This window comes from Hahella sp. CR1, from assembly GCF_029813005.1.
In the GTDB taxonomy this organism is placed as follows: domain Bacteria; phylum Pseudomonadota; class Gammaproteobacteria; order Pseudomonadales; family Oleiphilaceae; genus Hahella.
Genome location: NZ_JAPELK010000013.1, coordinates 58,573 through 81,746 on the forward strand (window position 1 = coordinate 58,573; position 23,174 = coordinate 81,746).

Genomic DNA, 23,174 nt, shown 5'->3' on the forward strand with positions numbered 1-23,174 from the left:
CATATCCCCTTACAACGGCATGAATACGTCGGATTCAGCTTCAACCTGAATAATGCGGAATTCCACCCGCATGTTCGAACGCCATTCCTGCTGGTTTTTCGGCGCACAGGGCTCCGCGCCGCAAATACCGGTTTTCGGGTTGGCGATACCGTTGCCCACCACCGCGAACTGGGATGGGTCCAGACTGATGTTCTTGCCCGCCGCATATTGAATGATGTTGTCGCGAACTTCCTGCGCACGGGCCAGGCTCAGGTTGCGGGCGGACTGTTTGATGCGTCCCAGCACAACCGCCTGCTCGCCTTTCTTCTTGGCGCGCAGGTATTCCATCGGGTCGGAGTTGCCTTCTACGGTGATAATAGCGCCGCCGTATGTGCTGGCCAGCTCGACCACTTTGTCGAAAGAGTCCTGATACAGGTCGATAGAGAAAGACTTCTGATTAGGCTGGAAGAACACTTCGAAAGAGAACAGCTCACCTTCAGCCAGACTCTGTTGCTGCTGACGCTGATTCACCAACTGCGCCACCTTCTCTTCGTCGAAACGGGGCTTGGCTGCTTCCGCTTTGACATTGACCGCCGCCCCCAGGAAACCATAGTCGAACGCCGCTTTCGCCAGCGTCGCCGGCTTGCTCAGAATGCCGGCCTGTTGCAGACCGGTTTGTACTTCACTGCTCAGGGCGTCGAAGCGACGGGGATAGTTGCTGTCGGTAAAGAATTGCTTGTTGCCTTGCAGACCGACGAAGGTCGCGTCCGCGAACAGGCCTTCCACATCAGCGGTGGCTTCTTCGCTGTCCAGCAGCAGTTTGCCCGCCGCCGCCAGCATAGTTCGGTAAGGTTTGACGTCCTTGGTTTTATTCTGGAACAGCTTGCCCAACGCCTCTTCGCCCTCGAGGAGCCCGGCGACAAAGGCTTCCACTTCGCTGCGATGGGCGTCGAAATAGTCCTTTCTTACCGCGTAGACGTCGGCGATAACTTTGTCCGCAGTGCGGGTGGATAGCAAAATGCGCGCGCCTTTTACCGAATCTTCAGAGCCAGAGCCAACATTGCCGCCAGAGGTCAGCGCCAATGCGTCAGGGATGATGACGAACGCTGCATCCACGTCCTGCTCATAAAATGCCGCCATAGGCGCATTATTGGTGCCAGTAAGATCCGGCAACCAGCGAACCGTGACGTCTTTGAAGCTCAAGCCGGCGTCTTTCAGAATCCGGGCGGCGTAATCCACATGCGGGCCGTATGCCTGAATTGCGATAGTTTTGCCTTTCAGGTCCTTGGCGTTACGAATATTGGACTTCACTACCAATGCATCGCCGCCGGAAGACCAGGTCAGTTGATAAATGACCACTGGCTGCGTGCGCGGGTCTTTATTCAGCAGCTCCGCCGCCGCGCTGATCATACCAACCGTGCCGCGCAAAAACGGTGTTTCGCCGGCCACATAGCTTTTGACCTGATTGACGAAGGCGTCTTCCCGGTACAGTTTCAGTTGCAGGCCTTTCTTGTCGAAGATGGAGCCTTTCGCGGTTTGCGTCTGATTGCCATTAGCCAGCAGCGTGGCGATATCGCCACCCCAGGTTATGACCGGCGCACTGAGGCTGCGGGTGTTCACTTCGCCGACATTGAGCTTGACCACTTCGCTGATCGGCTTGTAGTCAACATAGGCGGGCTTGGCGTGGGAAAGCACGCTGAAGGCGGTGGCCAGCAGCGCCAGTACCGAAATAAGAGAGCGTTTAACCATAATGGATTCCTTATAACTTACCGTCGATATTCCGCATCCAGCAAGGTTTGGAATGAGTCCGGATGTTTGAGGTTGAAATCTTTGACGTGTTGCAGATATTCAGGGTCAAACCCTTCCTGCTTCACTTGTTCTATTAATTCTTTAAAGGCGTCCGTGTGCATCACCTCGCGACTGGTGGCCACCTTCGGTAACGGGTGATCCGCGACAATTTTGCCGCCCCGGCCGGCGAAGTGACGATCGCCCCGGTCATCAGAGTAATACTGGGACAACACCAGTAGTCGCGTCCCCAGCAAACAGGCTTCATGCATGTCGTGGGTCACGAAGAACACCGTCAGTTGTTCCTTTTCCCACAGTTCCAACAGGTGCACCTGCAGGTCCGCGCGGGTGTCCGGGTCCAGAGCGCCGAAGGGTTCGTCCATCAGCAGAATGGGGGGTTTCATGATCAGCGCCTGGGCGATAGCCACCCGCTGCTGCATGCCGCCGGACAGTTCATGAGGATACTTGCGCGCAGCATCCGTCAGTCGCACCTGGGCCAGCATCGCCATGGCCTCTTCTTCGTGGGCCTTGTTGCGGTACCAGGGGTTCCACCATTGCCCCTGCGTCAACGTCTTGCCCAGCATGACGTTCTCCAGCACGGTGCGATTGGGAAACAGGGAATAACGTTGATACACAATGCCGCGACTGAGGTCCGGCAACAGCGCCGGCTCCCCGGCGATCTCCACTTTGCCGGCACTCGGCTGCTCCTGTCCGAGGATGAGTCGCAACAGTGTGGACTTGCCACAACCGCTGGGTCCAACCACGGTACAGAATTCGCCTTTGCGCACCGACAAATCAATATTGTCGAGTACCTGTTTATCACCGTACTGCTTGTATACGTCTTCTATGTGAAGCAATGGCTGCATCGTTTCCAATCCTAAGATTCAAGCGTCGCCGGTCTGCGCCGGTCCGTTCCGCTATGTCCGCATTCAATCAGGGTAGTCCGCAAACGCGGGTCCCGCTCGATTCCCGCTATTGTTCGTACCACTTGTAACGCCACTTCAATATCAAGCGCAGCGCCCAGTCCATCAAAAAGCCCAGCAAAGTGATCCAAATAACATAGGGAATGATCACATCCATGCTCAGATAGCGCCGCACCAGGAAGATGCGGTATCCCAGCCCTTCCGTCGCCGCAATGGCTTCAGAGGCGATGAGAAACAGCCATGCGGAGCCGATGCTCAGACGTAACGCCGTGATCAGGCGCGGCATCATTTGTGGCAGCAGTATTTTGTAAACCACCGCCAGATCGGAAGCGCCCAGAGTTTTGGCTTTCACCACCTGTTCGCGAGGAAAGCTGCGTACAGACAGCGCCATGTCCCGGGTCATGATGGGAAAGACCCCGATAAAAATAAGCGCGACCTTACCCAATTCGCCAATGCCCAGGGATATGAACAATATCGGCAACAGCGCCAATGGAGGAATCATCGCAATAAAGGTAAGAATGGGGTTACCCAGGGAATAGAGGCCATTGAACGCCCCCATGTTGAGGCCAATGATCAACGCCACCAGGGTGGAGAGCGCCAGCCCTATCGCCAGACGTTGCAGACTGGCCAGCGTATCGGCCCAGAACACGTAATCGCCGCTGCGCCGGTCCGGCTCAAAAGCGAGTCGGTGAATAGCGTCCCCCATCTGTTGCAGGCTGGGCAGCAGTTTGTCGCTGGGGTTATCAGCCAGGCGGATATCGGAAGCAATGAGATAGGTCGCGATCAATATCACAAATGGCGCCAGCGCCAGAACCACGTTCAACAGTCGCGGCGGCTGGGCGAACAGGCCCAGCATGGCGGGTCTTTTCATCTAAATCCCTTATTAATATTTATTGAATGGTGGCTGTCGGCGTCCGCCGTTTACAAGTTCCGCTGCGACTCCCGGCTGTCGGGATAACGCTTTTTCTCGATGGCGTAGTACGCCTTCAGCAGGTCGGCCTCCAGGCCAATCGCCTCGCGGGCTTCTTTCAAGGTGTAACTTGAATATTGTTCGAAATCCACCGTATCCAGAGGCGTACAGTCAGAGACATAGCCCAGTCGCACGGCGTCTTTGTATACCTGCAGATCTTCGTCATTCATCTGATAGACCTTGGGGTACAGATACTTGGCGAAGAAGCTGTATAAACGTTCTTCCGTCGTCGTCACCCGGTTGGTGCTGCCCATGGTGAAGCCAAGCACGAAGGCCTCATCTTTTGGCGCCACGCCCCGCCCCAGCAGTACGTGGATATAATCATGCGCTTTCAGGCCGGTGGCGCCGTTGAACAGATTGACGCCGGGGATGTCAAATTTGGGGTTCTCCACCAACTGAATAATCAGCGGAATGTCTTCCTGTTTCAGAGCAATGCTCTGAATGCTGGCGAATGCTTCCGCCACAGTCATTTGGTCATCGTCCAGCTTGATGTGCCATTTTGCCACACGTTCGGGTAATGCCATGGTTGTCTCCATGAGTTTGAGCGAGCTAGCGAATGTTTATACGTCAGTTACACAGTATAGGCCGGGCGTCTGGAGAAGAGACGACGAACGGGTATAAAGCGCCGTTTCTCATGACTTTCCGTCATTTAATTATAAATTTCAATCGCATATGCGCTTATAACGCATCTGCACCAGCCCGCTGGAGAAGGTTTCCGCCAACTGAAAGTCCAGGCGCGCGCAGGCGTCTACGGGGGGAAACAGCGGAATACCCTGGCCGAGTAAAACGGGCACATAGGAAATAATGTACTCGTCCACCAGGTCTTCTTCCTGGAAGGAAGCCAGCAGCTCGCCGCCGCCCACCAGCCAGATCCGTTTGTAATCCAGCGCCCGAAAATGCGCCACTAAGGTGGAGGGATCGCCGGCGCAACGCTCCACTCCCGGGGCGAGCTTTAAATCCTCCTGCCGGGAGAACACCCATACCGGTTTCCCCTGGTAGGGCCAGGCGCCCAGCTCCAGCACTTTGAGATAGGTCTTGCTCCCCATGACCAACGCATCGACGCCGTTGTAAAACGTCTCGTAGCCATAGTCTTCATTTTCATCCGCCACAGACGCCAGCCAGTCCACCTTTCCTTGTAGATCGGCGATGTAGCCGTCAAGACTGGCGGCCACGTAATACACTATTTCCATACACGAAAGACCTTAACAGTTTTCAATGGTTATCGGTTGTCGCCAAATAAAACCGCGCTGATTACACGCTCTCCGGGAATACAGCTAGAATTAAATGCAAGACAACGTCACATGCTTAAGTCCGGAAATAATAAGCTCCCAAGAGCGCTCTGTTTTTCTGGGCAAGTAATGCCTGTTTTTTAGCGCATGACGAAGGGGCGATGATAGAACAATGAACTTTATTAATCATCCGTGGCGCCGCGCCGTATTGCTGGCCGTCATCGCGCTATGGTTTCTTGCGCCCCCGACCGTTCATGCCCAGGACGCCCAGACTAGCGCACCGGAAAGCAGGCTGATCAGGTTCAATATGAGCGATGGCGGCGGCTTTCCGCCGTTCACCTACTACGACGAACATAACCAGCCGCAAGGCATCATGTATGAAGTGCTGGCTACCGTGGCGAACCGGCGCAATTACCAACTCAAATTAATGGCCCTGCCCCGCAAGCGACTCGACAGCATGCTCGCAACCGGCGATGTGGATGTGGTGACCCTGGCGCGGGAATGGACGGATGCGCCAACGCAGTTTCTATGGTCGAAACCGGTGATTCCCCATCGCGACGTGATTTTTTCCCTGCGCGATCGCAATCTGCAATTTAAGAAAGTCGATGAATTGGTAGGCATGACCCTGGTGGTGCGTTTCGGCTACCACTATCCGTTGCTGGACCCTTACTTTGAGGATGGCCTGATCAAGCGTCAGGAAGATTACAGTGAAAGCATCATGCTGTCGCATCTGCTAAAAACGCCGGACCGGGTTGACGGCGCAGTGATAAATGAGCTGGTTGGCCTGTGGTTGATCAAAGAGAAGCGTCTGGGCAATCAGTTCGTCCTCTCCGAGCAGGATGTCAGCACAGTGTGGTTTCGCTTCGCCGTGACGCCGCAGCGCAAACAATTACTGGCCGATATCGACGCCGTGCTGCAGGATCTGAAAGATTCCGGCGATCTGCAGGCAATTATCGCCCGCTATCAACCCTGACAGCGCTGCGGACTACGCCGCGAATTCCGACACCCGATACTCCGCTTTGATGAAGACCTCCAGATAATCCGAGTGATTCATCGCCAGCTCAAAGCCCTCGCTGTCATCGCCTCCGCCCGGCCCTCGCGCTTTCATCAGGCTGCGGCTGCGGGTCAGCCCCGCCATCGCCTGACGGTTAGGCTCGTCCCATTTCGGATAGAGACTGTGTACGGCGATCAGGCGCACGCCCAGGGCGTCCGCCAGCTCCAACGCCTGCTTTTTGTTTTCCCTGGCGGCGGACTTCATGATCTCCAGCTTCTTAGTTTCCAGATAGGAATACTCCCACTGGATATCTTCCAAAGAGATGTTTTTCGTGGTCGCCGCCAGGGCAAGAGTTTGCGGTACATCGGCAATCGCCAGCGATTGCAGCTTGAGCGTGAACGTCACCGAGGAAGCGCCGGCGAACATGCCGGATTTAGAGGTCACGCGGATATTCTCAAGGGATAGCTTGCTTTCATCCACTCCTAGCCGCTTCAAGCCATCGATAAGGCTTTTGACATCCTTCAACTTCTTCAGCGCTTCGGTGGTGAACACCGAAGACTCCCCCGATACCTTGAGCGCCAGCGTCGCCGCGTCGGGAGACACTTTCACCTTCTCCACGGTTTCCATGGTGATTCTATCGGGATATTTTTCGCTCATGCTCAAGCTCTCCTGTTATTGCAGCATGTCCCGCAATGGAATCAGGCTGCGCTCGCCCTCGGACGATACAATCGCCACAGATTGGGCCGGTATGGCTGACTGACCCGCTTTACGCTCCTGAGAGGAAAAGTTCGCGGTAATCGTCGTGCCGTCCGCGAAGCGGGTGGATTGCAGCAGACGATCCTGCGACAGGAACTCAAACCCCGTCATGCGCGTACTGTAAAGTTTTTCATGCCAGGGACGGAACACTTTATCGTAGGCGGCGATGACAGGCAGGTCGCGCTTCTGATTCGCCGCGTTCAGATGGTACATCGGCGGAATCATGTACAACAACTGCAGCAGCCCCACGTCCACGCGGGTTTCTTTGAACTTCAGCGAGGGGTATTCCCAGTGCAGGGTCGCCACAACGCTATCGTGCAGCGCCAGCTGATACAGCGGCAAGCGATAGGCGGGGTTGTAGTAAATATTGCGCAGCGCCGGCTTGATCGGCTTAGTGGCGAAGAACAGCGAGGGCGCCTCCGGCGGCCAGTAGTTGCCGCGATAATAGGTGGATTGGCGGTTCTTGCCAGTGTCAGGGTCCGTCCAGCTGAACGGCGTGATGGTCATGCCATGAGCGAATTCAATGGCGTTGGCAAACAACGCGGAGCCGCCTTCGCTCCCCGTGACCAGCGCCAGTTCTTCCCGTGGGAAATTCAATCGTTGCGTACGCGCCGCCACATCCTGCGCTTCACTGGTTTTGCGCCCTTCCGTATAGTCCTCATAGATCATGCCAGTGGCGTCCACATCCAGGAACAAACTGTTAAGCTTGGCCTCACGCGTCACTGCCGTCATGCGCTGCTCCGCATAGTCTTCAATCGCCACTGGGTTGGCGTAGGCGCCCACACTGGAGAAACCGGAGACGACACTGCCGTCCTCCCGTCGGTAGGGCGCCTTTTCCCAGTTTTCGCGGCCGACCTGGGCGGTCAACCAGGTGCGCGACTCATCCGGCGCGTGAATGCTGCCGTAGCTGTCATAGACTCCCACCAGATAGCCCGCCGCCTTCGCAGCTTTCACCGATTGCGGATGCCATAAGGTATCCAGCCAGTCGTTGGCGCCTAGCCAGGCGCTGGTCAGCCCGGCCTTGCGCAGCGCGGCGATGGTGTCCGTGGAGAAACCGCCGCCCCAGGACTCCGGCTCGGTCATCATGGAGCCGAACGCCTGCTGCATGGCCGTGCGCATCGCGTCTCCCCGCAGTACTTCCATCGCGGGATCATGTCCGCCCGGTAAGGGATGCTGCGCCGGCGCATCGATGGCTTTGATCAACGCTCCATTCACCGCCCTGACGATAGCCTCGCGAGAGTATTTGGAGACAAATCCCGCATCACCCTGAGCCTCCTTGAAGGCCTGGGTAAACATCTTGCGCGCCTCTTTATCGCACTGCGCCCAAAGTTTTTGCGCGAGATGACCCGGCGTCTGGTACTTGGCGGCGAATTCACGCACGAAGGGACGCCAGCTCTTAATATCCTCCGGCTTGATCAGACCGCTGCTCCACAGGTAAATATGCGGCGCGCCAGCCAGCTTGGCTACATTGGGGTTTTGCGCGAGTTTATCGTCCAGCGTCAGCAACCCCTGACGCTCCAACAGCTCGCGATAAGCCAAAGCGCCGGCGACAGGCGTAGCCGCGCCCTTCTGTAAACGCACCAGATAAGGTCGATCCGGCATCAGCGGCGAGAATTCATGACTCACGCCCAGACGCAATGCGCCTTCATCCCGGTCGAAAGTCATGGCGGTATTGAAGGGGTTCGCCAATGTCCAGGTCAGAGAGTAGCCTGCTTGTCCGTCGCCGCCAGCGCGCACTTCCGTCCAAAACGGCATGGACAGCAGTTCCGTCAACGCGGACTCGTCGTACTTTTCCTGCAACCAGTCCGCCCACGCCGCATCATCGGCCGGGATATAAAAACCCTCTCCCAATGGCAGGCCGTAAGCGGACACCAGGCGCGCCGCCGACGTCGGCCAGTCAATATGCGCCTTGGGCTTATCGGCGCTGATGGCGAAAGTCAGAGCGCCATGATCAACAGCGACTTTCACATCAAACGCATTGTCCTGCAGGGCAATACGCCAATGGCGCTGATCTCCTTCCACAAACACCACATTTTTGACGTCTTCGGCAGCAAACGCCGCCGCTGAGGCGGGAGATTGAGTCTGATTCATCTGCACAGTCACCACCAACGTGGCGGGATCGATCAGATATAGGTCGTCGCCAACGGCGACTTGCACCGGTTGAGCATTCCCGGGCGCCGCCCAGGTTGGTTGCAACGCCATGGATAACAGCGCCGCCAATACGGAGATTCGTTTCATAATTACGTATAACTTGAATAGAAGTTGGATCGAGGTATCGCTTCAAACCACGTTGGTTCCCGTAAAGGAGTTACAGGGAGCATCTGGGCGCGGACTTATGGGTAAGTGACTGGTCTTATAGGTAAGTCATTGATAATAGAAGCCGCCATGCTCCGGGAACTTAAACGTGTAAGCCCAATGCACTATAAAATAAAAGTTTCCCGGTTTCTGCATGGCGAAGGCGCCCTCTTTCCGTCGAATGACTTGAAAGCCTTGGCGGCGTAGGACTGACAAAGTTATGAAATTTTATTCATGAGAGTGGGACGGCTAAAACCCATATCTCAACGCCACGTAGAGATTGCTGTTGTCCTTGAGCTGGCCAAAAAAGGTTTCCACTTTCTCTCCGTAAAAAACATTAGCGCCGGTCTCCACGCGCCAGTGATCGTCCACCTTGTAGTTAGCCTTTAAACGCAAGTAGCCGTCGTCTTCGCTGGGGCTCCAGAAATTGAACAATGACAGCGTCAGATTCTGGTTCATCAAAAGCTGGGTCAAACGCAGCGTCACCACCTCCCTGCGCTTGTCCTTCAGATATGCGCCAGAAGGCTGCGAGGCCTTGAAGGCGTCATAATCCTGCATGGACTCAACATAGAACTGCACCGCGCCAGTCAGCTCCGGCAGCAGCTCGCGTTCATAGCCAACCAAAGCGCGCCACTCACTGTTGCGCACCCAGGGGTCGTCACCGCGCTCATCCTCCAGGCTGTCATAGTAGCCCAGCTCCGCATTGGCTACGCCGCCGGCGACAGGACCACGCACGCTCGCGCCCCACACCTGCAGCTCAGGAAACCTATACAGGCCGCTGTCAGGATTAACGCCCGCCGGGCTTTTCCAGAAGCCGCGATAATAATAGGCGGCCAGTTCATAAGGCCCCAATAGACGATACGCCCGCAACGCCAGTTCATCATCCTGCAACGCGTTTTGACGCCCTTCCACCCGCACGGGCTGATTACGCCCCACCACTTCACCGTCGCCCGCGCTGTAGTAGGAAATCCGCTCGCCATCAATGTAACGGTCCGCGTCGAATTGCGGCGTGTACACCCAGTCCAGATTCACTACATCACTGAAGAGGGATATCTTGGCGGCGTCCGAAGGCGCTTTCAGGTACTCCTCGTCACGGCCAATCATCAGCGCGTTCCAGTCCTTGGGAAAGAGGTCGTTGATGAACAACAGATCGCCGGTTCCCCAGGTGAGAATCTGACGTCCCAGCTTGATATCCATCGCATCCGCCGGACGCACCAAAAAGTTGGCTTCGCGCAAGTCCAGCCAGCCTTCGCCGCGCTCAAGATCGATACGATGATGATCCAATACCGGGTCGTACAGGACATCCGCCACGCCCTTAAACGTGACCGACTCCAGAAACGCTTCCGCCTGCCATTGGGCGCGCGCTTCGCCTATGGACGCCCGTTTTTGCGTCGGATCATCCTGCAACCGGGCGCCGAGTCGGGTTTCCGCAAAACCGGACATTTGCCACGGAACCGCAGTCAGCCCTGCCTCTGTCCCTTGGTCCCTGCCATTCGACTCGGGCTCCGCCAAATCCAGGCCGACAGGCAGGTCCGGCTCATTGGCGGACGGCTTAGCAGGCTCTTCCAACCCTGTTGGCAGTTGTGGTTCTTCCGCTCCCAGCCCCATAGGCAACGCGGGCTCTTCACCCCAGGCGCGAGCGCTTATAAGCAGGATCGCGGCGATTCGAAGCGGTGTTTTCATCAGTGCTCCCGCCCTCTCTCAGCGTAGATACTGACGCGGCGCGCTACGCAAATAACGTTCGCTGAAAATATCTTCCGGAATATCCACGTCGTAATCGACTTTGCTGTAGCCCATCTGAGTGTAGCCGCCGATGCGCGAGTCGCTCATTTTGGATTCCGTCACTGTCTGATAGCCGTCCACCATTTCCACCCGCGTCGCCTGATAGGTGCGATAAGCCCGATCCGATGCATCGTAAAACTCTGTTTTCACTGGAATAAAGGTGGTCTTGTGAATCCAGTTTTTGTAGTAGGCGAACTCCACATTGCCGGTGTTTTTTGGCGTGCTTTTCAGCACGTAGTAGTTGTCCGTCTCTTCGAGCAACACATGATTGTCTTCATCCGGGGTGCGACCGGACACATCTTCATAGAAAAAATGTGAGCCCATGAAGCTGGTGCGTTCATCACTGGCGGAAATGCGTTTCACCAGATCCAGAGCCGGCAGATAGAGCCAACGGTCGTCATCTCCCTTCACATGCTTCCAGACCAGGAAGGCGCTTTTGCTTACGTCCGCCGGGCTGTGAAAGTACACATAAAACTTCTGATCGCCATCGCCTGCGTCATCAATGTCTCTCCGCAGAATGGTGAATTCCCGCGAGCGCTCCCGGTTCTGCGCGTCGAAGATGCGCATATCCACCCTCGCCTTACCATCCACGCCTTGATAATAAGCTGCGTGGCTGGCCTTGCGTACGATGTCATCCACCTGCGCCTGATCCGCAGCGCCCGCCGGCGTCACCGAAATTCCCGTCATGACGAATACCCAGGTCGTCGCCCATCGTTTGAATGAAAGACTCATGCCTCAGCCTCCCTTGTTGGTTGCAGATTTTTAAACAGAAAGCGATCAAACGCCGTCAGCAGCGCAGGCAGGATCAGCAAAGTCGCCACGCCAGCGAACAGCAAAATGGAAGAGATAAACACTCCGACAGTCTGGTAGGGAATCAACGGCGCCGCCAGCAACGGCAGGAACCCCACGCCGATAACAATCACATTGCGGGTAATCGCCCGCGCCGGCTCGCCAAACACCGCGTCCACGGTCTCACGCCAGGAGCCGGTCTGCCGATACAGAAAGCGGCTGCGAGCCAGAAAGTGGATGGCGTAATCCACCGCCAGTCCCAAACTCAACGCTGACAGCACCGCCACCGGCATATCGTAATCTTTGCCAATCCAACCGATGACGCCGTAGATCGCGCCAATTGTGACCGTCAGCGGCAGCATACTGAGCAGCCCCCACCACAGGGACCGGAATAAAAACGCCATCATCGCCAGCACAATCAGGAAGCTGCCGAGAAACGCCTCCAACATCCCGCTCACCATTTTTTCCTGCCACACCACATTGATATAGGTCAGCCCAAACCATTCATGCTTAAGAGCCGTCGGCGCCAGATGCTGAGCGAAAAAGCGGTCCACCGCGGCGACCACCGCCGCCATGTCCTTGTTGTCTCCGCTTTTCAGCTGTATCCACAAATTGGTGTTGCGATAGTCCGGCGTTACGAAGCGCCACAAGTCCTGAGGACGATGACTGCTCTGGTAGGTAATCAGCGTCTGCCCTACCGCCGGGGCGCTGGCGGGGATGCGAAACGCCTCCGCATCTCCCTGCATCAGTTCTCTGTGCACGGTTTTGACAATGTCCGGCAGCGCATTGCTCTTACCCACCAGACCGGTTTCCTGCAGGTACTTTTGCAGGGTTTCGATATAAGCCAGGGTCTCAGGCTGTTTAAAGGTTTCAGCGCTTTGTCTCACCGCGTCCAGCCCCTGCCCCAACGCATCCCAGGCGTCCCAAAGCGCATCTGTGTCCGCCTGCTCTCTGGCTTCCGCCACAGCGTCCTGCACCTCACGCAACCATTCATCTCGGGTTTGCGCAGTCGCTCCGCTGATAAGGGCGCGAGCGGGCTCTTGAATGGCCGCATCCGTCTCGTTCAATAACGCAGTGACCCGGTTGCGGGCGTCCTCCAATGTAGCTGGCGCCGCCGGCTGCAGCGCCAGATAGGCCATATAGGTTCCCGCAAAACGCTCATTCAGCGCTTGATCCGCAACCCGAATCGGATGGCTTTCCGCAAACCATTTCACCGGGTTGTCATTAATCTGGATTTTGCTAATGCCATAGCCTGCGCCAACCGCCACCAACAAAGTCGCCACCAGCACCAGTTTGGCGCGGCGATAGGTGAAACGCCCCAGCGCATGAAGAAACCGCGCCAGCGCCGTATGCTCCTCTCCGTCTTTGTCCGTGTTCATACCAAATCCCTGCAGGGAGTTTTCCGGCATCAACATGATGTAGGCGGGGACCAGCGTCACCGTCAACAACCAGGCCAGCCCCACGCCAATGGAAACGAATACGCCAAACACCTGCACAGGAGGAATCGGCGTGAACGCCAATGAAGCGAAGCCCGCACAGGTGGTGATCGAGGTGTACAGCATCGGCGCCGACAACTCTTCCATCACTTCGCGAATCGTTTTGTTGCGGTCGCGAATCCGGGGATAGCGGTCAAAGAAGTCCGACAGGATATGCACCGCGTCCAGCACTGCGATAGGCATGACAAAAATGGGAATCATCGAACTCATGATATGCACGGTGTTGCCGGTGACCACCAGCAGCCCCATGGTCAGGATCACGGAAATCATGGCCACCGCCAGCGGCGCCAGCACCAAACGCAGATGGCGGAAAAACCACCACATCAGCAGGAAAATCAGCAGCATCGCCAGCGGCGCGGAAATCGCCATCTGCTTGAACATCTCCACGCCAAACTGATCCTGCGCCACCGGCAGCCCGGTAATGTGGTATTCATCATTTGAGTCGAACTCAGCGACCTTGGCGCGCAGCTTCTCCGCGATCTGGTAACTGATGTCCTTTGACGTAATAGGAACGTACAGCGCCAACGCTTTCTGGTCCGATGACACCAGAGTGTCGCGCAGCATGGGAATACGCATGGCTTTTTCCGCGACCTGCAAAGCAGCAGCGTCGTTAACGGGAGGCGACGGCATCAGCCATTCAAAACGCACCGTTCCCAGTCCGGCCTGCTCAATATTATCCACCGTGGACGGAGCCATCAGATCCACGCCCACCACGCCCTGCTCACTGCCGTTCTCTTCCCAGCGCAAGCCTCGCGCGAAAGCGGCCAGATCGTACACGTTCTTCAGTGAGCGCGCATTGAATACGCCCTGAGGATGATCGCGGTTGATCACCCCCACCACGACAACGTCGTACAGGCTGAATTCCTGCTTCAGGTGGTTATGAGTCACCCTGACAGGTTCATCCTCCCGCAGCATGTTTTCTGGGTCGGTATCAATGTGTAGAGGGTTCAGGAAGGAAAACGTCGTGGGACTCAGTGTTGGAGCCGCCGCCAGAAGAATCAGCAGCAGGCAAAGAGCCCCGCTCAGGCGGAACCAAAACTTGGGGTGTCGGGAGGCATGTTCTGATAAAGTCAGCATAGCAGGGCCTCAGTGAAAGGCGCTTCCGGGATGGAACCCCAGTTTTTTCAACACCATGGCTAACGGACAAAAGCCGGTGAACGCCGCCTGAAACATATTCAGGCCGACAAAGGCGGAAAGCAGGAACCAATAGGGACTCACCCAGTAACCCAGAATCAAACCAAGAGAAACCATGAAACCTGCGAATGCCAAGACCAGTCGATCAATGTTCATAGCGACCTACTCCTGTTCGGATGGCTGAAAGCTTAGCTGCTGATCATTTATTTAGAATAATCTAAATGATTTTTTTCTAATTTAGATTATTCTAAAATATTAGTCAATTCATTAGATGTGTGGCTTCAAATTATGCTGGATAACGAATTTGACCCCGAAGGTTTTGAAAAGGCTTTGTCGTTAATCAAGTCCATGGACAATCGCAATCGATTGTTCATTCTCTGCCTGCTGTGCGACGGCGAGCGTACGGTGACGGAAATGGCGGAAGCGGCGGAACTGAGCCTGTCCGCCATGTCGCAGCATCTAAGCGTGCTGCGTCAGGCGGATTTGGTAGAGACGGAGAAGTATCAGCAGAGCGTGACGTATCGTCTTAAAGGCAATGAAGTCAAACAGATGATTGCGCTGCTGAAAAAGCTGTACTGCGACAGCGCCGCCAAATAGCGGCGCCGTCAATGACAACAATGGCAACGCGTTAGTGAGCGCCTTGAGGCGCACCGACGCCGCTGCGGGGTAACGGCTTCAGCTTCCACACCAGAGGAATCAGCAGCGCAAACAGGATCGCCAGCATCTTGAAGCTGTCCATGAATGCGATAAACCGGGCCTGCTCGGCCACCTGCTGATTAGCCATCATCAATGCGCGAGTGGCGTCGCCAGTGATCTGCTGCAACTGCATATAATGCTGGCTCCAGACCTCACTGACCGGGCTGGTGTTAGCCACCAGATGACCGCGATTCACGGTCGCGACGCGATCCAGGAATGTCATCAATAAGGCGATGCCGACGCCGCCCCCCAGATTACGCATGAACGACAGCATGGCCGCCGCCTGATTGTTCGCCGACGTAGGCAACCCGACATAAGCGCTGGATGTCGTGGGAATGAACAGGAACGCCAGACCCAGCGTCTGCCACACTCGGGCCAACGCCAGTTGATCCCGACTCACCGACAACGTCAGGTCCCCCAGATTCCAGAGCGCCAGACTGCTCACGCTCAGCCCCAGCGTCAACAGAATACGGGAATCCACGGCGCCAACCAGACGCCCCACGATAGGCATCATAAACATGATCGCGAACCCGCCCGGCGACAATACCAGACCAGCATCGAAAGCCGAATACCCCATCAGCGTCTGCATCAGCAGCGGCAACAACGCCGTGGAGCCGAACAGCACAAAGCCCATCATAAACATGATGACATTCGCCATCGCGAAGTTGGGATAACGGTACAACGTCAGGTCGACGATGGGATTCTTCTGATCGAAAGAACGCACGATATAGGTCAACAGCGCCACCACCACAATCACCGCCAAGGCGACGATCTGCGGCGACTCAAACCAGTCTTCGCGCTGTCCGGTATCGAGCATCCATTGCAGACAGCCCAGGCCGATGGCGATCAGAGCAAAGCCAAAATAATCTACCTTGGAGCCGTCATGGTTGGCGGGCTCGTCCGGCAGAAAGCGTTTAACCAGCATGATCAAGACAATGCCAACGGGCACGTTGATCAGAAAGATCCAGCGCCAGCTGAACTCATCCGTAATCCAGCCGCCCAGGGTAGGACCAATCGCCGGCGCCGCCACCACGGCGATGCCGTACATGGCGAACGCCATGCCTCGCTTTTCCAAGGGAAAACTGTCAGCCAGTATCGCTTGAGATACTGGCTGCAACGCGCCGCCAGCCAGACCTTGCACGGCGCGAAAGATAATCAGCATTTCCAGCCCTGGCGCCATGCCGCAAGCCAGAGACGCCAGCGTAAAACCGATAATGCTGCCGATAAAAAAGCGCGTACGCCCAAAATAGTCGGACAGCCAGCCGGCGATGGGCAACGCGATAGCGTTGGTGACAAGGTAAGACGTCAGTATCCACGTGGTCTCTTCCGGTCCCGCCCCCAGGCTGCCGGCAATATGCTGCAGCGAGACGTTGGCGATGGAGATGTCCAGCACCTCCATAAAAGCGGCGAGCGCCACCAGCGGCGCAATCAGCCAGGGATTAACGGTTTTCTGCATGGATACCCCAGACGCTTGGCGATTCCGATTGACGGCGCATGGCGCTTACTCCTGTCTTTGCCGGCATCAGGAGCCGCTGACGTAGACGGTGGGAATGACCGACATGCCCGGCCACAACTGCACCCCGTCGGGGACTTCATCAAAAATGATTTTTACCGGCACGCGCTGCACTACTTTCACGTAGTTGCCTGAGGCGTTTTCCGGCGGCAACAGACTGAAACGGGAACCCGTGCCAGGCTGGAAAGACTCCACCTTGGCGCTGAAAGTCACGCCAGGATAAGCATCGACTTCAACGCTAACTTTATCGCCAATGCGTACGTCGCCGATCTGAGTCTCTTTAAAGTTGGCTTTCACCCAGGCGGCGCCGGTGACTTCAATGGCGAAGTTGGTCTGCGGGCTGACGAAGCTGCCAGGGTGCTTATCCACTCGGCTGATCCAGCCATTGGAGGAAGCGCGAATTTCCGTCCATTGCAAAGCCAGACTGGCGCGTTCTTCATCCGCCTGCGCCTGTTTGAGCGCCGCTTCACTCTGCCCGATCGCCGCTTTCAGCACTTCGATATTGCGCTCATCGGAGGCGACGGTTTTCTGTTGGGAATGGGCCGCCGCCACCTTGCTGGAGGCGACGTCGATGGAGGCTTTTACAGTCTCCCGCTCCGCACGCAAAGTAGCCAGATTGGTTTTCGCATCCTCCAGCGCCTGCTCGGAGACCTGCTTGCGCCCGGCCAGGCGCTCATAGCGATCCACATCCCTCTGCGCCTGCGCAATCTGCGCATCCAGACGCGCCAGGTTGCTTTCATGGTGCTGTTTCTCCGCTTTGGCGACGTCCACCTGAGCCAAAGCATCCTGTTTACGCGCATCCAAACGCGCTGTAAAAGCGTCCAGATCCGCCTGCGCCTTCACCATCGCCGCCTGCTGCATGGCGACTCGGGCGGATGCGCTTTGCAATTCAGCTTCGTAGGGTTTGGGATCAATGCGGGCGAGCAGGTCTCCCGCCGCCACCTTCTGGTTATCGCTCACCAATACCTCCACCAACGTGCCGGAAACCCGGGGCGTCAGGAAGATAACGTCGCGCTCGACAAACGCATCGTCGGTTGAGACCTTGCCGGCATGCCACAGGTAATAGCCGCAACCGGCAATGCCAGCGAGGCTGAAAAACAACATCAAACGGATCATTTTCTTTGACATGGCGCAGTCCCACGTTCGCTATACAGGTTCAGGATAAAGACGGGCCCGCGGGCGGGATTTCTGAGCAAAGAGTCGGACTTTGGCCCCAACTTCTGATTTTCAGCCGCCGCCGGGTTAAAATTATGTCGATTGCAATTTATAAAACTGAACCGTACAGTTCAGTTTTTGCATTCTACTCTGATTTGACGGATAAGCACAAAGGCAATTTAACGACCACCATGGCACTAAACCCACAACGCACCGAACAGATACTTGAAGCCGCCAAGAACGTTTTTCATCAAAGCGGATACGCCCGCGCCTCCATGGACCGAGTGGCGAAAGAAGCCGGGGTATCCAAGGCGACGCTATACAATCACTTCAAGAGCAAAACGGTGTTATTTCAGGCCGTGGTGTCCAGCGCCAGCGCCAGATTCATTCAGGAGTTGAGCGACCTGCAGATGGATGGGCGCCGCCTGGAGCCCGCTCTGCGCATCGTTGCGGAGCGTTTTCTCACCTTCCTGCTCTGCCCGCATAATCTGGCGGCCATCCGCATGATCCTGGCGGAGATTCAAGCGGACCCGGAACTGGGAGAGGCCTTCTACAGGTCCGGTCCCGCCGTTGGGGAAAGCGCTGTCGCTCGTTTTCTGGAAAAGCGCATGCAGAAAGGGGAAATCCCTCAGACGGACCCCGTTCGCGCCGGCCGTCACTTCATGGCGTTACTGCGGGGAGATTTATTCTGGCGCGCCCTGCTCGGCGTCGCCTTGCCCCAGGAAGAGATCAACGCGCACCTGGACAGCGTCGTCAAACAGTTCATGCAAGGGGTCGCCGGGATGTCCGCCAGTCACGGCAGTGCTGATACTCGTAACAGTCCAGCGTCCGGTTCTTGAGAGTCGCCGCTTCCGGAATCAGGCCAGCCTGCCGGAAGCCGCATTTTTCCAATACCCGGCTCGATGAGGGGTTGGCGGTAGAAACAGCGGCGAGCAGACGACGCAGCCCCAGCCGCTCATAGGCTTCGTTCATCAGATACCTTACCGCACCGGTGGCCAGCCCGCGTCCGCAATAATTCTCCGCCACACGATAGCCTATCCAGGCGTCGCCGCTGTCATGGCAAATTCCCCGCAGATTGGCGCGTCCCACCACAATTTGATTTGCAGAGCCGGACGCCTCGTCTCCCCACAGCAAAAATGGAAGCTGACGTCCTTGCGCCCATGCCTGGAGATAATCTTCGATATGTCCTTCTACGCCCTGGCGAGTGTAGAAACCGTCGGGACGCGGCTCAATATGGGCTTCAAACCAGGTCCGGTTGGTCAGCTCGAATTCAAACAAGGCGTCCAGGTCATCCCGAGTCAGTAATCTGCAATCCATGAAATATCCTTACTATTAATCAAGCCCTGTCTCCCGCGGTCAGCCGCGGCGCTATGCGCGGAGAAGGCGCAGCCGGTTCTCTCCCGGCCCGTTTCTCTCATATACTGTGCGCGCTCAAGCATACACAGGACCCGATACGCCATGAAAGTCATCCGTAGCAAAGAGTTCACAGCGGACCGCGCCTGGGGCGCGCTCGACATCGCCAACATGAGCGGCGTCACCTGCCGCCTGCACTGGACGGATCAGCCGTACAAGTGGCATGTTAATGATGGCGAAGAAGTTTTCGCCGTATTGGACGGAACCGTGGACATGCATTACAAAGACCAGGGAGAGGTTAAAATCGCCACGCTGCAATGCGGCGACATATTCTACGCCGCCGTCGGAACGGAGCATGTCGCACATCCCATCGGAGCCGCCAGAATTCTGGTCATAGAAAAAGAGGGCTCCGTGTAAGCGCCCTCCCTTCCCACGGATAAAACCATACAGAGCTAGAGGAATACATGACGGACATAACCATCAGGACCGCCACCGCGGACGACGCCGCACTCATTCTGCAATTCATCACAGAACTGGCGATCTATGAAAAAGCGGAGCACGAAGTAAAGACTAACGCGGAGGAGATTCAACGCTCTCTGTTCGGTCCCGACTCCACCACCCACGCCCTGATTTGCTCAGTAGACGGCAAGCCCGTGGGCTATGCGGTTTACTTCTTTAACTATTCCACCTGGCTGGGCAAACACGGCATCTATCTGGAAGACCTGTACATATCGCCTGAATGTCGGGGCGGCGGCGCAGGCAAAGCGCTGCTCCGTCATATCGCCAAAATCGCCGTCGCCAAAGGATGCGGCCGCTTCGAATGGAGCGTACTGGACTGGAATGAGCCCGCCATCAACTTCTACAAATCCATCGGCGCCAAGCCCATGGACGAGTGGGTGATCTACCGTCTGACAGGCGACGCGTTGACAGACTTCGCCAAAGGTTAACCTGAGACGACGCCCATGCAACTCGACGCCGCCGCAATCCGCGCCCGCCTGCAACGTCTCGGCAATGAAACAATTGCCGCGCACTCCCTGCGCTTTTTCAAAACCGGGCCGGGAGAATATGGCGCTGGCGACCAGTTTCTGGGCATCAGGATGCCGACCTTACGCAAGCTGGCGTCCGAATTGCGCGGCGTCAGTTTGACGGAAACATTACAGACACTGCAGTCCCCTTATCATGAAGAGCGCATGCTCGCCCTACTGCTACTGGTAGCGCAGTTTCAGAAAGGCGGGCCTGAACAGAAGCAGGCGGTGTACGAGGCTTATTTGGCCCAAACCCGATTCATCAACAACTGGGATCTGGTAGATTGCTCCGCCCGCTTTATCGTCGGGCCTTATCTTGAAGATAAAGATCGCCGTCAGCTCTATACCCTGGCGGCGTCATTCGATTTGTGGGAACGACGCATCGCCGTGCTGGCCACTTACCACTACATCACCCGCCATGATTTCACGGACATTCTGCAACTCGCGGAAATCCTGCTACAGGACAGCGAAGACCTGATCCAGAAAGCCGTCGGCTGGATGCTGCGGGAAGTGGGCAACCGGGATAAAGCATCGGAGGAGACCTTCCTGCTCAAACACTATCGCAATATGCCTCGCACCATGTTGCGCTACGCCATTGAGAAATTTTCAACGGAGGAGAGAAAGCAATATCTCCAGGGGTTGCGCTAACCCTCGGACGTTAAGCCCACTGGGCGAACCAGGCAACTCCGCGAAGCCCGGCGCGATATGCCCGTAAGCCGCAAGTTGCGACCAGCAGTAACTACTAAGGAACAGTATGTACACACGATATTCCAAAATCGCCCTAGTGTGGGCCGCCGCCTTATTCGCCACTCTGGTGGCCTTCAACAACCTGACGGATTACGGCTCTAACTTCGCCTTCGTCTCCCACGTATTAAGCATGGACACCACCTTCCCGGACAATCAGGGCATGTGGCGCGCGCTGACGTCTCCCGTGATTCACCACGGCGCATACGCCCTGATCATCGCGACGGAATCGTTGGTTGCGATTCTGTGCTGGATAGGCGGCTATCGTCTGCTGCGAAACGTCAGGGACGTCGAGCAGTTCACTCAGGCAAAAGGGCTGGCCATTATGGGGCTGACCCTGGGCGTGATCCTCTGGTTCACGGGTTTTATCGCCGTTGGCGGGGAATGGTTTTTGATGTGGCAGTCCAAGATCTGGAATGGACAACAAGGCGCGTTCCGCTTCACGGTCATTCTTGGCGTCACTATGATCTACCTCAATATGCCGGACACAAACGCACAGTCTTGAGTCTGCGGATTTTGCAGCGCTCCCCTTTCTTTGCTATACCTTGAGCAGGGTTTCGGCGAGCGCTGAGTACACACTTATTTTGGGACCCAAGCATGTCACCACCTAAGCAACGCCCGCGTTTTCTGACGCTGCTCCTGCTTTTGCTACTGAGTTTTTCCGCAATGGCGGATCACGATGTCGTCTTCTATCTGGAGGATGAGCCCATCTATACCAGCAAATCAGTGCAATCTCCCGGCTTTCTAATGGAAGTAGTGGGAGAAATGAACAAGACGATGAAATTGAAGGTGAGCGCTAACTTCCTGCCATGGAACCGGGCTCAGTATATGGCGATTAAAACCCCCAACGCCGTTATTTTTCCACTCAGCCGCACCCAGGAAAGAGAGCCCAAGTACACCTGGATCTGCAAAGTGTTCGATGTCCCCGTCATGTTCATCACCAAGGAAGGACGTCCGCCTATCAACGACTTCCATACCGCCCGCGAAATGCGGGGAATCGGCGTCATCATCGGGACGCCACAGGAAGAGATGCTCAAACAAGAGGATGTGCCTTACATCGCGCTTACCGGCAAGCAGCTGTATGAGGCTTTGGCCGAAGATCAGGTCAAAGCCATCTACACCGCCAAACCTGAGGCCATTCTGGGCTGGAAACAGGGAGAGTATTCGCAGAGCCTGCAATATGGGCGACCGCTGCAGACGCTCCCCCTGTGGATAGCCGCCAGCAAGTCGTCGCCTAATGTTAAAGTACAGGAATGGAACGATGCGCTTGAGCAGCTTAAAACCTCGGGCATATTCGACAAGCTGCGAAAGAAGTACTTCGGCGACGACCCGAAACTGTTCAATGCGGCTCAGGGCGCGGGGGCGTCATCGCCACCCAGCAACTGAGGATACTTGCGCAACGCGGCGCGCAGTTGATGATAAGTCAGCCCCAGCGCGCCCGCGGCCCGCTTCTGGTGGAACTGATTGGCGGCGAGCGCTTCGGCGATCAGGCGCTGCTCGAACTGCGCCATGCGACTGCGCAAATCCAGGTTCTCAGCCTCTCCTGTTGTTTCCCGCTCAGTCTGCACGGCGGCTATTGGCTCAGCCGCTTGCGGGACGTCTTCGATAGACGCAGAGGCTGGCGGTCGCCAAGGGCTCTCAAAGGGATCGATAACCACTTCCGTTAACATTTGTTCCTGGGCGCCATGTCGATAGACACTGCGCTCGACAACGTTTTTAAGCTCCCGAATATTGCCGGGCCAGTGGTAATTCATCAATTGAGTCATGGCTTCGGGGGCGAAACCCGCAAACCAGTCATATCCCAGCTCAATACTCATTTTCAGCGCGAAGTGCTCAGCCAGCTCACGAATATCGTCTTTGCGAAAACGGAGCGGGGGCAAGCTGATGACATCGAAGGCGAGCCGGTCCAATAAGTCGCCACGAAAGCGCCCGTCCTGCGCCATAGAGGGCAAGTCCGCATTGGTCGCGGCGATGACTCTGACATCCACCTGCAGCGTCTTGTTACCGCCAAGGCGCTCAAAGCGGCCATATTCAATCACCCGCAACAGCTTTTCCTGCACCTGCATGGAGGCGGTCGCCAGCTCGTCCAAAAACAGCGTGCCGCCATCCGCCCTTTCGAACAGCCCCGCCCTGCCCCGCGTAGCTCCTGTAAAGGCGCCCGCTTCATGACCAAACAGTTCAGACTCCAACAGCGACTCGCTCATCGCGGCGCAATTCACTTGCAGATAAGGCTGCTCCCAACGGGAAGAGAGGTAATGCAGACGCTCCGCAATCAATTCCTTCCCCGTTCCTCGTTCACCGATCACCAACACAGGCCGGTTCAGCGGCGCCACCTGAGACACCTGCTGCAGCACGCGATGCAACTCTTCCGAGCCGCCAATCAATGTTTGTCGCCGACCATCCATAAAAACCATTTATTAGCTAATTAAGCTAAAAATAAGTCATACAAACCACAAAAGACAACTCGAAAATGTGAACAAATCGTCCAAAAATCAAATAAATCAATTATTTTCAGCGACTTACAGAAATTGGCACAAGACTCGCTATGGCTTAAGC

Annotated in this window: 23 protein-coding genes; 8 read left to right on the forward strand and 15 right to left on the reverse strand. The window is 56.3% G+C overall.

Translation table 11 applies throughout. The features are described 5' to 3' along the window. Positions 1 to 9: 9 nt before the first annotated feature. The 5 genes from ONV78_RS25580 to ONV78_RS25600 all read right to left on the reverse strand — a co-directional run bounded on the left by ONV78_RS25580 (position 10) and on the right by ONV78_RS25600 (position 4,847). Complete coding sequence (locus ONV78_RS25580; RefSeq protein WP_279507247.1) at positions 10 to 1,728, reverse strand: ABC transporter substrate-binding protein; 1,719 nt, start codon at positions 1,726 to 1,728, stop codon at positions 10 to 12. Positions 1,729 to 1,745: 17 nt separating this feature from the next. Next, a complete protein-coding gene (locus tag ONV78_RS25585) occupies positions 1,746 to 2,630 on the reverse strand; it encodes an ABC transporter ATP-binding protein (protein ID WP_279507248.1) in 885 nt (294 codons plus the stop codon). 106 nt (positions 2,631 to 2,736) lie between these two features. Continuing rightward, positions 2,737 to 3,558, reverse strand: a complete 822-nt coding sequence (locus ONV78_RS25590) for an ABC transporter permease (RefSeq protein WP_011399150.1) — start codon at positions 3,556 to 3,558, stop codon at positions 2,737 to 2,739. A 50-nt stretch (positions 3,559 to 3,608) separates the two neighbouring features. Then, positions 3,609 to 4,181 (reverse strand): hypothetical protein, encoded by a 573-nt coding sequence (locus ONV78_RS25595; RefSeq protein ID WP_279507249.1) that lies wholly within the window; start codon positions 4,179 to 4,181, stop codon positions 3,609 to 3,611. A gap of 138 nt (positions 4,182 to 4,319) precedes the next feature. Next, entirely contained in the window at positions 4,320 to 4,847 is a 528-nt protein-coding gene (locus tag ONV78_RS25600) for a dihydrofolate reductase family protein (protein WP_216735134.1), read from the reverse strand. Positions 4,848 to 5,058: 211 nt separating this feature from the next. On the opposite strand from ONV78_RS25600, the gene ONV78_RS25605 reads away from it, so the two are divergent. Next, positions 5,059 to 5,859, forward strand: a complete 801-nt coding sequence (locus tag ONV78_RS25605; protein WP_279507250.1) for a transporter substrate-binding domain-containing protein — start codon at positions 5,059 to 5,061, stop codon at positions 5,857 to 5,859. 12 nt (positions 5,860 to 5,871) lie between these two features. On the opposite strand, the gene ONV78_RS25610 is transcribed toward ONV78_RS25605, so the two are convergent. From ONV78_RS25610 to ONV78_RS25635, 6 genes are all read right to left on the reverse strand, one after another. Further along, a complete protein-coding gene (locus ONV78_RS25610; RefSeq protein ID WP_279507251.1) occupies positions 5,872 to 6,537 on the reverse strand; it encodes an SIMPL domain-containing protein in 666 nt (221 codons plus the stop codon). Between the two features lie 15 nt (positions 6,538 to 6,552). Beyond that, on the reverse strand, positions 6,553 to 8,874 hold the full coding sequence (locus ONV78_RS25615; protein WP_279507252.1) for a glycoside hydrolase: 2,322 nt from the start codon (positions 8,872 to 8,874) through the stop codon (positions 6,553 to 6,555). Positions 8,875 to 9,180: 306 nt separating this feature from the next. Further along, positions 9,181 to 10,614, reverse strand: a complete 1,434-nt coding sequence (locus ONV78_RS25620; RefSeq protein ID WP_279507253.1) for a DUF1302 family protein — start codon at positions 10,612 to 10,614, stop codon at positions 9,181 to 9,183. An 18-nt stretch (positions 10,615 to 10,632) separates the two neighbouring features. Continuing rightward, a complete protein-coding gene (locus ONV78_RS25625; RefSeq protein WP_279507254.1) occupies positions 10,633 to 11,445 on the reverse strand; it encodes an outer membrane lipoprotein-sorting protein in 813 nt (270 codons plus the stop codon). Beyond that, positions 11,442 to 14,075 (reverse strand): MMPL family transporter, encoded by a 2,634-nt coding sequence (locus ONV78_RS25630; protein WP_279507255.1) that lies wholly within the window; start codon positions 14,073 to 14,075, stop codon positions 11,442 to 11,444. Before ONV78_RS25630 ends, ONV78_RS25625 begins: the two co-directional genes overlap by 4 nt. Before the next feature lie 9 nt (positions 14,076 to 14,084). After that, complete coding sequence (locus ONV78_RS25635; RefSeq protein WP_279507256.1) at positions 14,085 to 14,288, reverse strand: DUF2892 domain-containing protein; 204 nt, start codon at positions 14,286 to 14,288, stop codon at positions 14,085 to 14,087. 132 nt (positions 14,289 to 14,420) lie between these two features. Between ONV78_RS25635 and ONV78_RS25640 the strand changes: the two genes are divergently transcribed. Then, on the forward strand, positions 14,421 to 14,729 hold the full coding sequence (locus ONV78_RS25640) for a metalloregulator ArsR/SmtB family transcription factor (protein ID WP_011399161.1): 309 nt from the start codon (positions 14,421 to 14,423) through the stop codon (positions 14,727 to 14,729). A 31-nt stretch (positions 14,730 to 14,760) separates the two neighbouring features. Here the strand turns inward: ONV78_RS25640 and ONV78_RS25645 are convergent, their stop codons facing one another. Both ONV78_RS25645 and ONV78_RS25650 read right to left on the reverse strand, forming a co-directional pair. Beyond that, a complete protein-coding gene (locus tag ONV78_RS25645) occupies positions 14,761 to 16,284 on the reverse strand; it encodes a DHA2 family efflux MFS transporter permease subunit (RefSeq protein ID WP_279507257.1) in 1,524 nt (507 codons plus the stop codon). A gap of 66 nt (positions 16,285 to 16,350) precedes the next feature. After that, positions 16,351 to 17,469 (reverse strand): HlyD family secretion protein, encoded by a 1,119-nt coding sequence (locus ONV78_RS25650; RefSeq protein ID WP_216735144.1) that lies wholly within the window; start codon positions 17,467 to 17,469, stop codon positions 16,351 to 16,353. 218 nt (positions 17,470 to 17,687) lie between these two features. Here ONV78_RS25650 and ONV78_RS25655 point away from each other — a divergent pair, with 218 nt between their 5' ends. Continuing rightward, positions 17,688 to 18,335, forward strand: a complete 648-nt coding sequence (locus tag ONV78_RS25655; protein ID WP_279507258.1) for a TetR/AcrR family transcriptional regulator — start codon at positions 17,688 to 17,690, stop codon at positions 18,333 to 18,335. Here the strand turns inward: ONV78_RS25655 and ONV78_RS25660 are convergent. Next, a complete protein-coding gene (locus ONV78_RS25660) occupies positions 18,259 to 18,813 on the reverse strand; it encodes a GNAT family N-acetyltransferase (RefSeq protein WP_279507259.1) in 555 nt (184 codons plus the stop codon). The genes ONV78_RS25655 and ONV78_RS25660 overlap by 77 nt on opposite strands. 141 nt (positions 18,814 to 18,954) lie before the next feature. Between ONV78_RS25660 and ONV78_RS25665 the strand changes: the two genes are divergently transcribed. The 5 genes from ONV78_RS25665 (at position 18,955) to ONV78_RS25685 (ending at position 22,004) form a co-directional block, all read left to right on the forward strand. Further along, a complete protein-coding gene (locus ONV78_RS25665; RefSeq protein ID WP_279507260.1) occupies positions 18,955 to 19,266 on the forward strand; it encodes a cupin in 312 nt (103 codons plus the stop codon). Positions 19,267 to 19,313: 47 nt separating this feature from the next. After that, positions 19,314 to 19,796, forward strand: coding sequence for a GNAT family N-acetyltransferase (locus tag ONV78_RS25670; RefSeq protein ID WP_279507261.1), 483 nt, complete (start codon positions 19,314 to 19,316; stop codon positions 19,794 to 19,796). Positions 19,797 to 19,811: 15 nt separating this feature from the next. Then, a complete protein-coding gene (locus tag ONV78_RS25675; RefSeq protein ID WP_279507262.1) occupies positions 19,812 to 20,522 on the forward strand; it encodes a DNA alkylation repair protein in 711 nt (236 codons plus the stop codon). A 106-nt stretch (positions 20,523 to 20,628) separates the two neighbouring features. Beyond that, on the forward strand, positions 20,629 to 21,123 hold the full coding sequence (locus tag ONV78_RS25680) for a DUF2165 domain-containing protein (RefSeq protein WP_216735150.1): 495 nt from the start codon (positions 20,629 to 20,631) through the stop codon (positions 21,121 to 21,123). A 92-nt stretch (positions 21,124 to 21,215) separates the two neighbouring features. Further along, on the forward strand, positions 21,216 to 22,004 hold the full coding sequence (locus ONV78_RS25685; RefSeq protein WP_216735151.1) for a transporter substrate-binding domain-containing protein: 789 nt from the start codon (positions 21,216 to 21,218) through the stop codon (positions 22,002 to 22,004). Here the strand turns inward: ONV78_RS25685 and pspF are convergent. After that, positions 21,968 to 23,032 carry a phage shock protein operon transcriptional activator gene (pspF, locus tag ONV78_RS25690; protein WP_347815432.1) on the reverse strand — a complete coding sequence of 355 codons (1,065 nt, stop codon included), beginning with the start codon at positions 23,030 to 23,032 and terminating at the stop codon, positions 21,968 to 21,970. The genes ONV78_RS25685 and pspF overlap by 37 nt on opposite strands. Between the last annotated feature and the right edge of the window lie 142 nt (positions 23,033 to 23,174).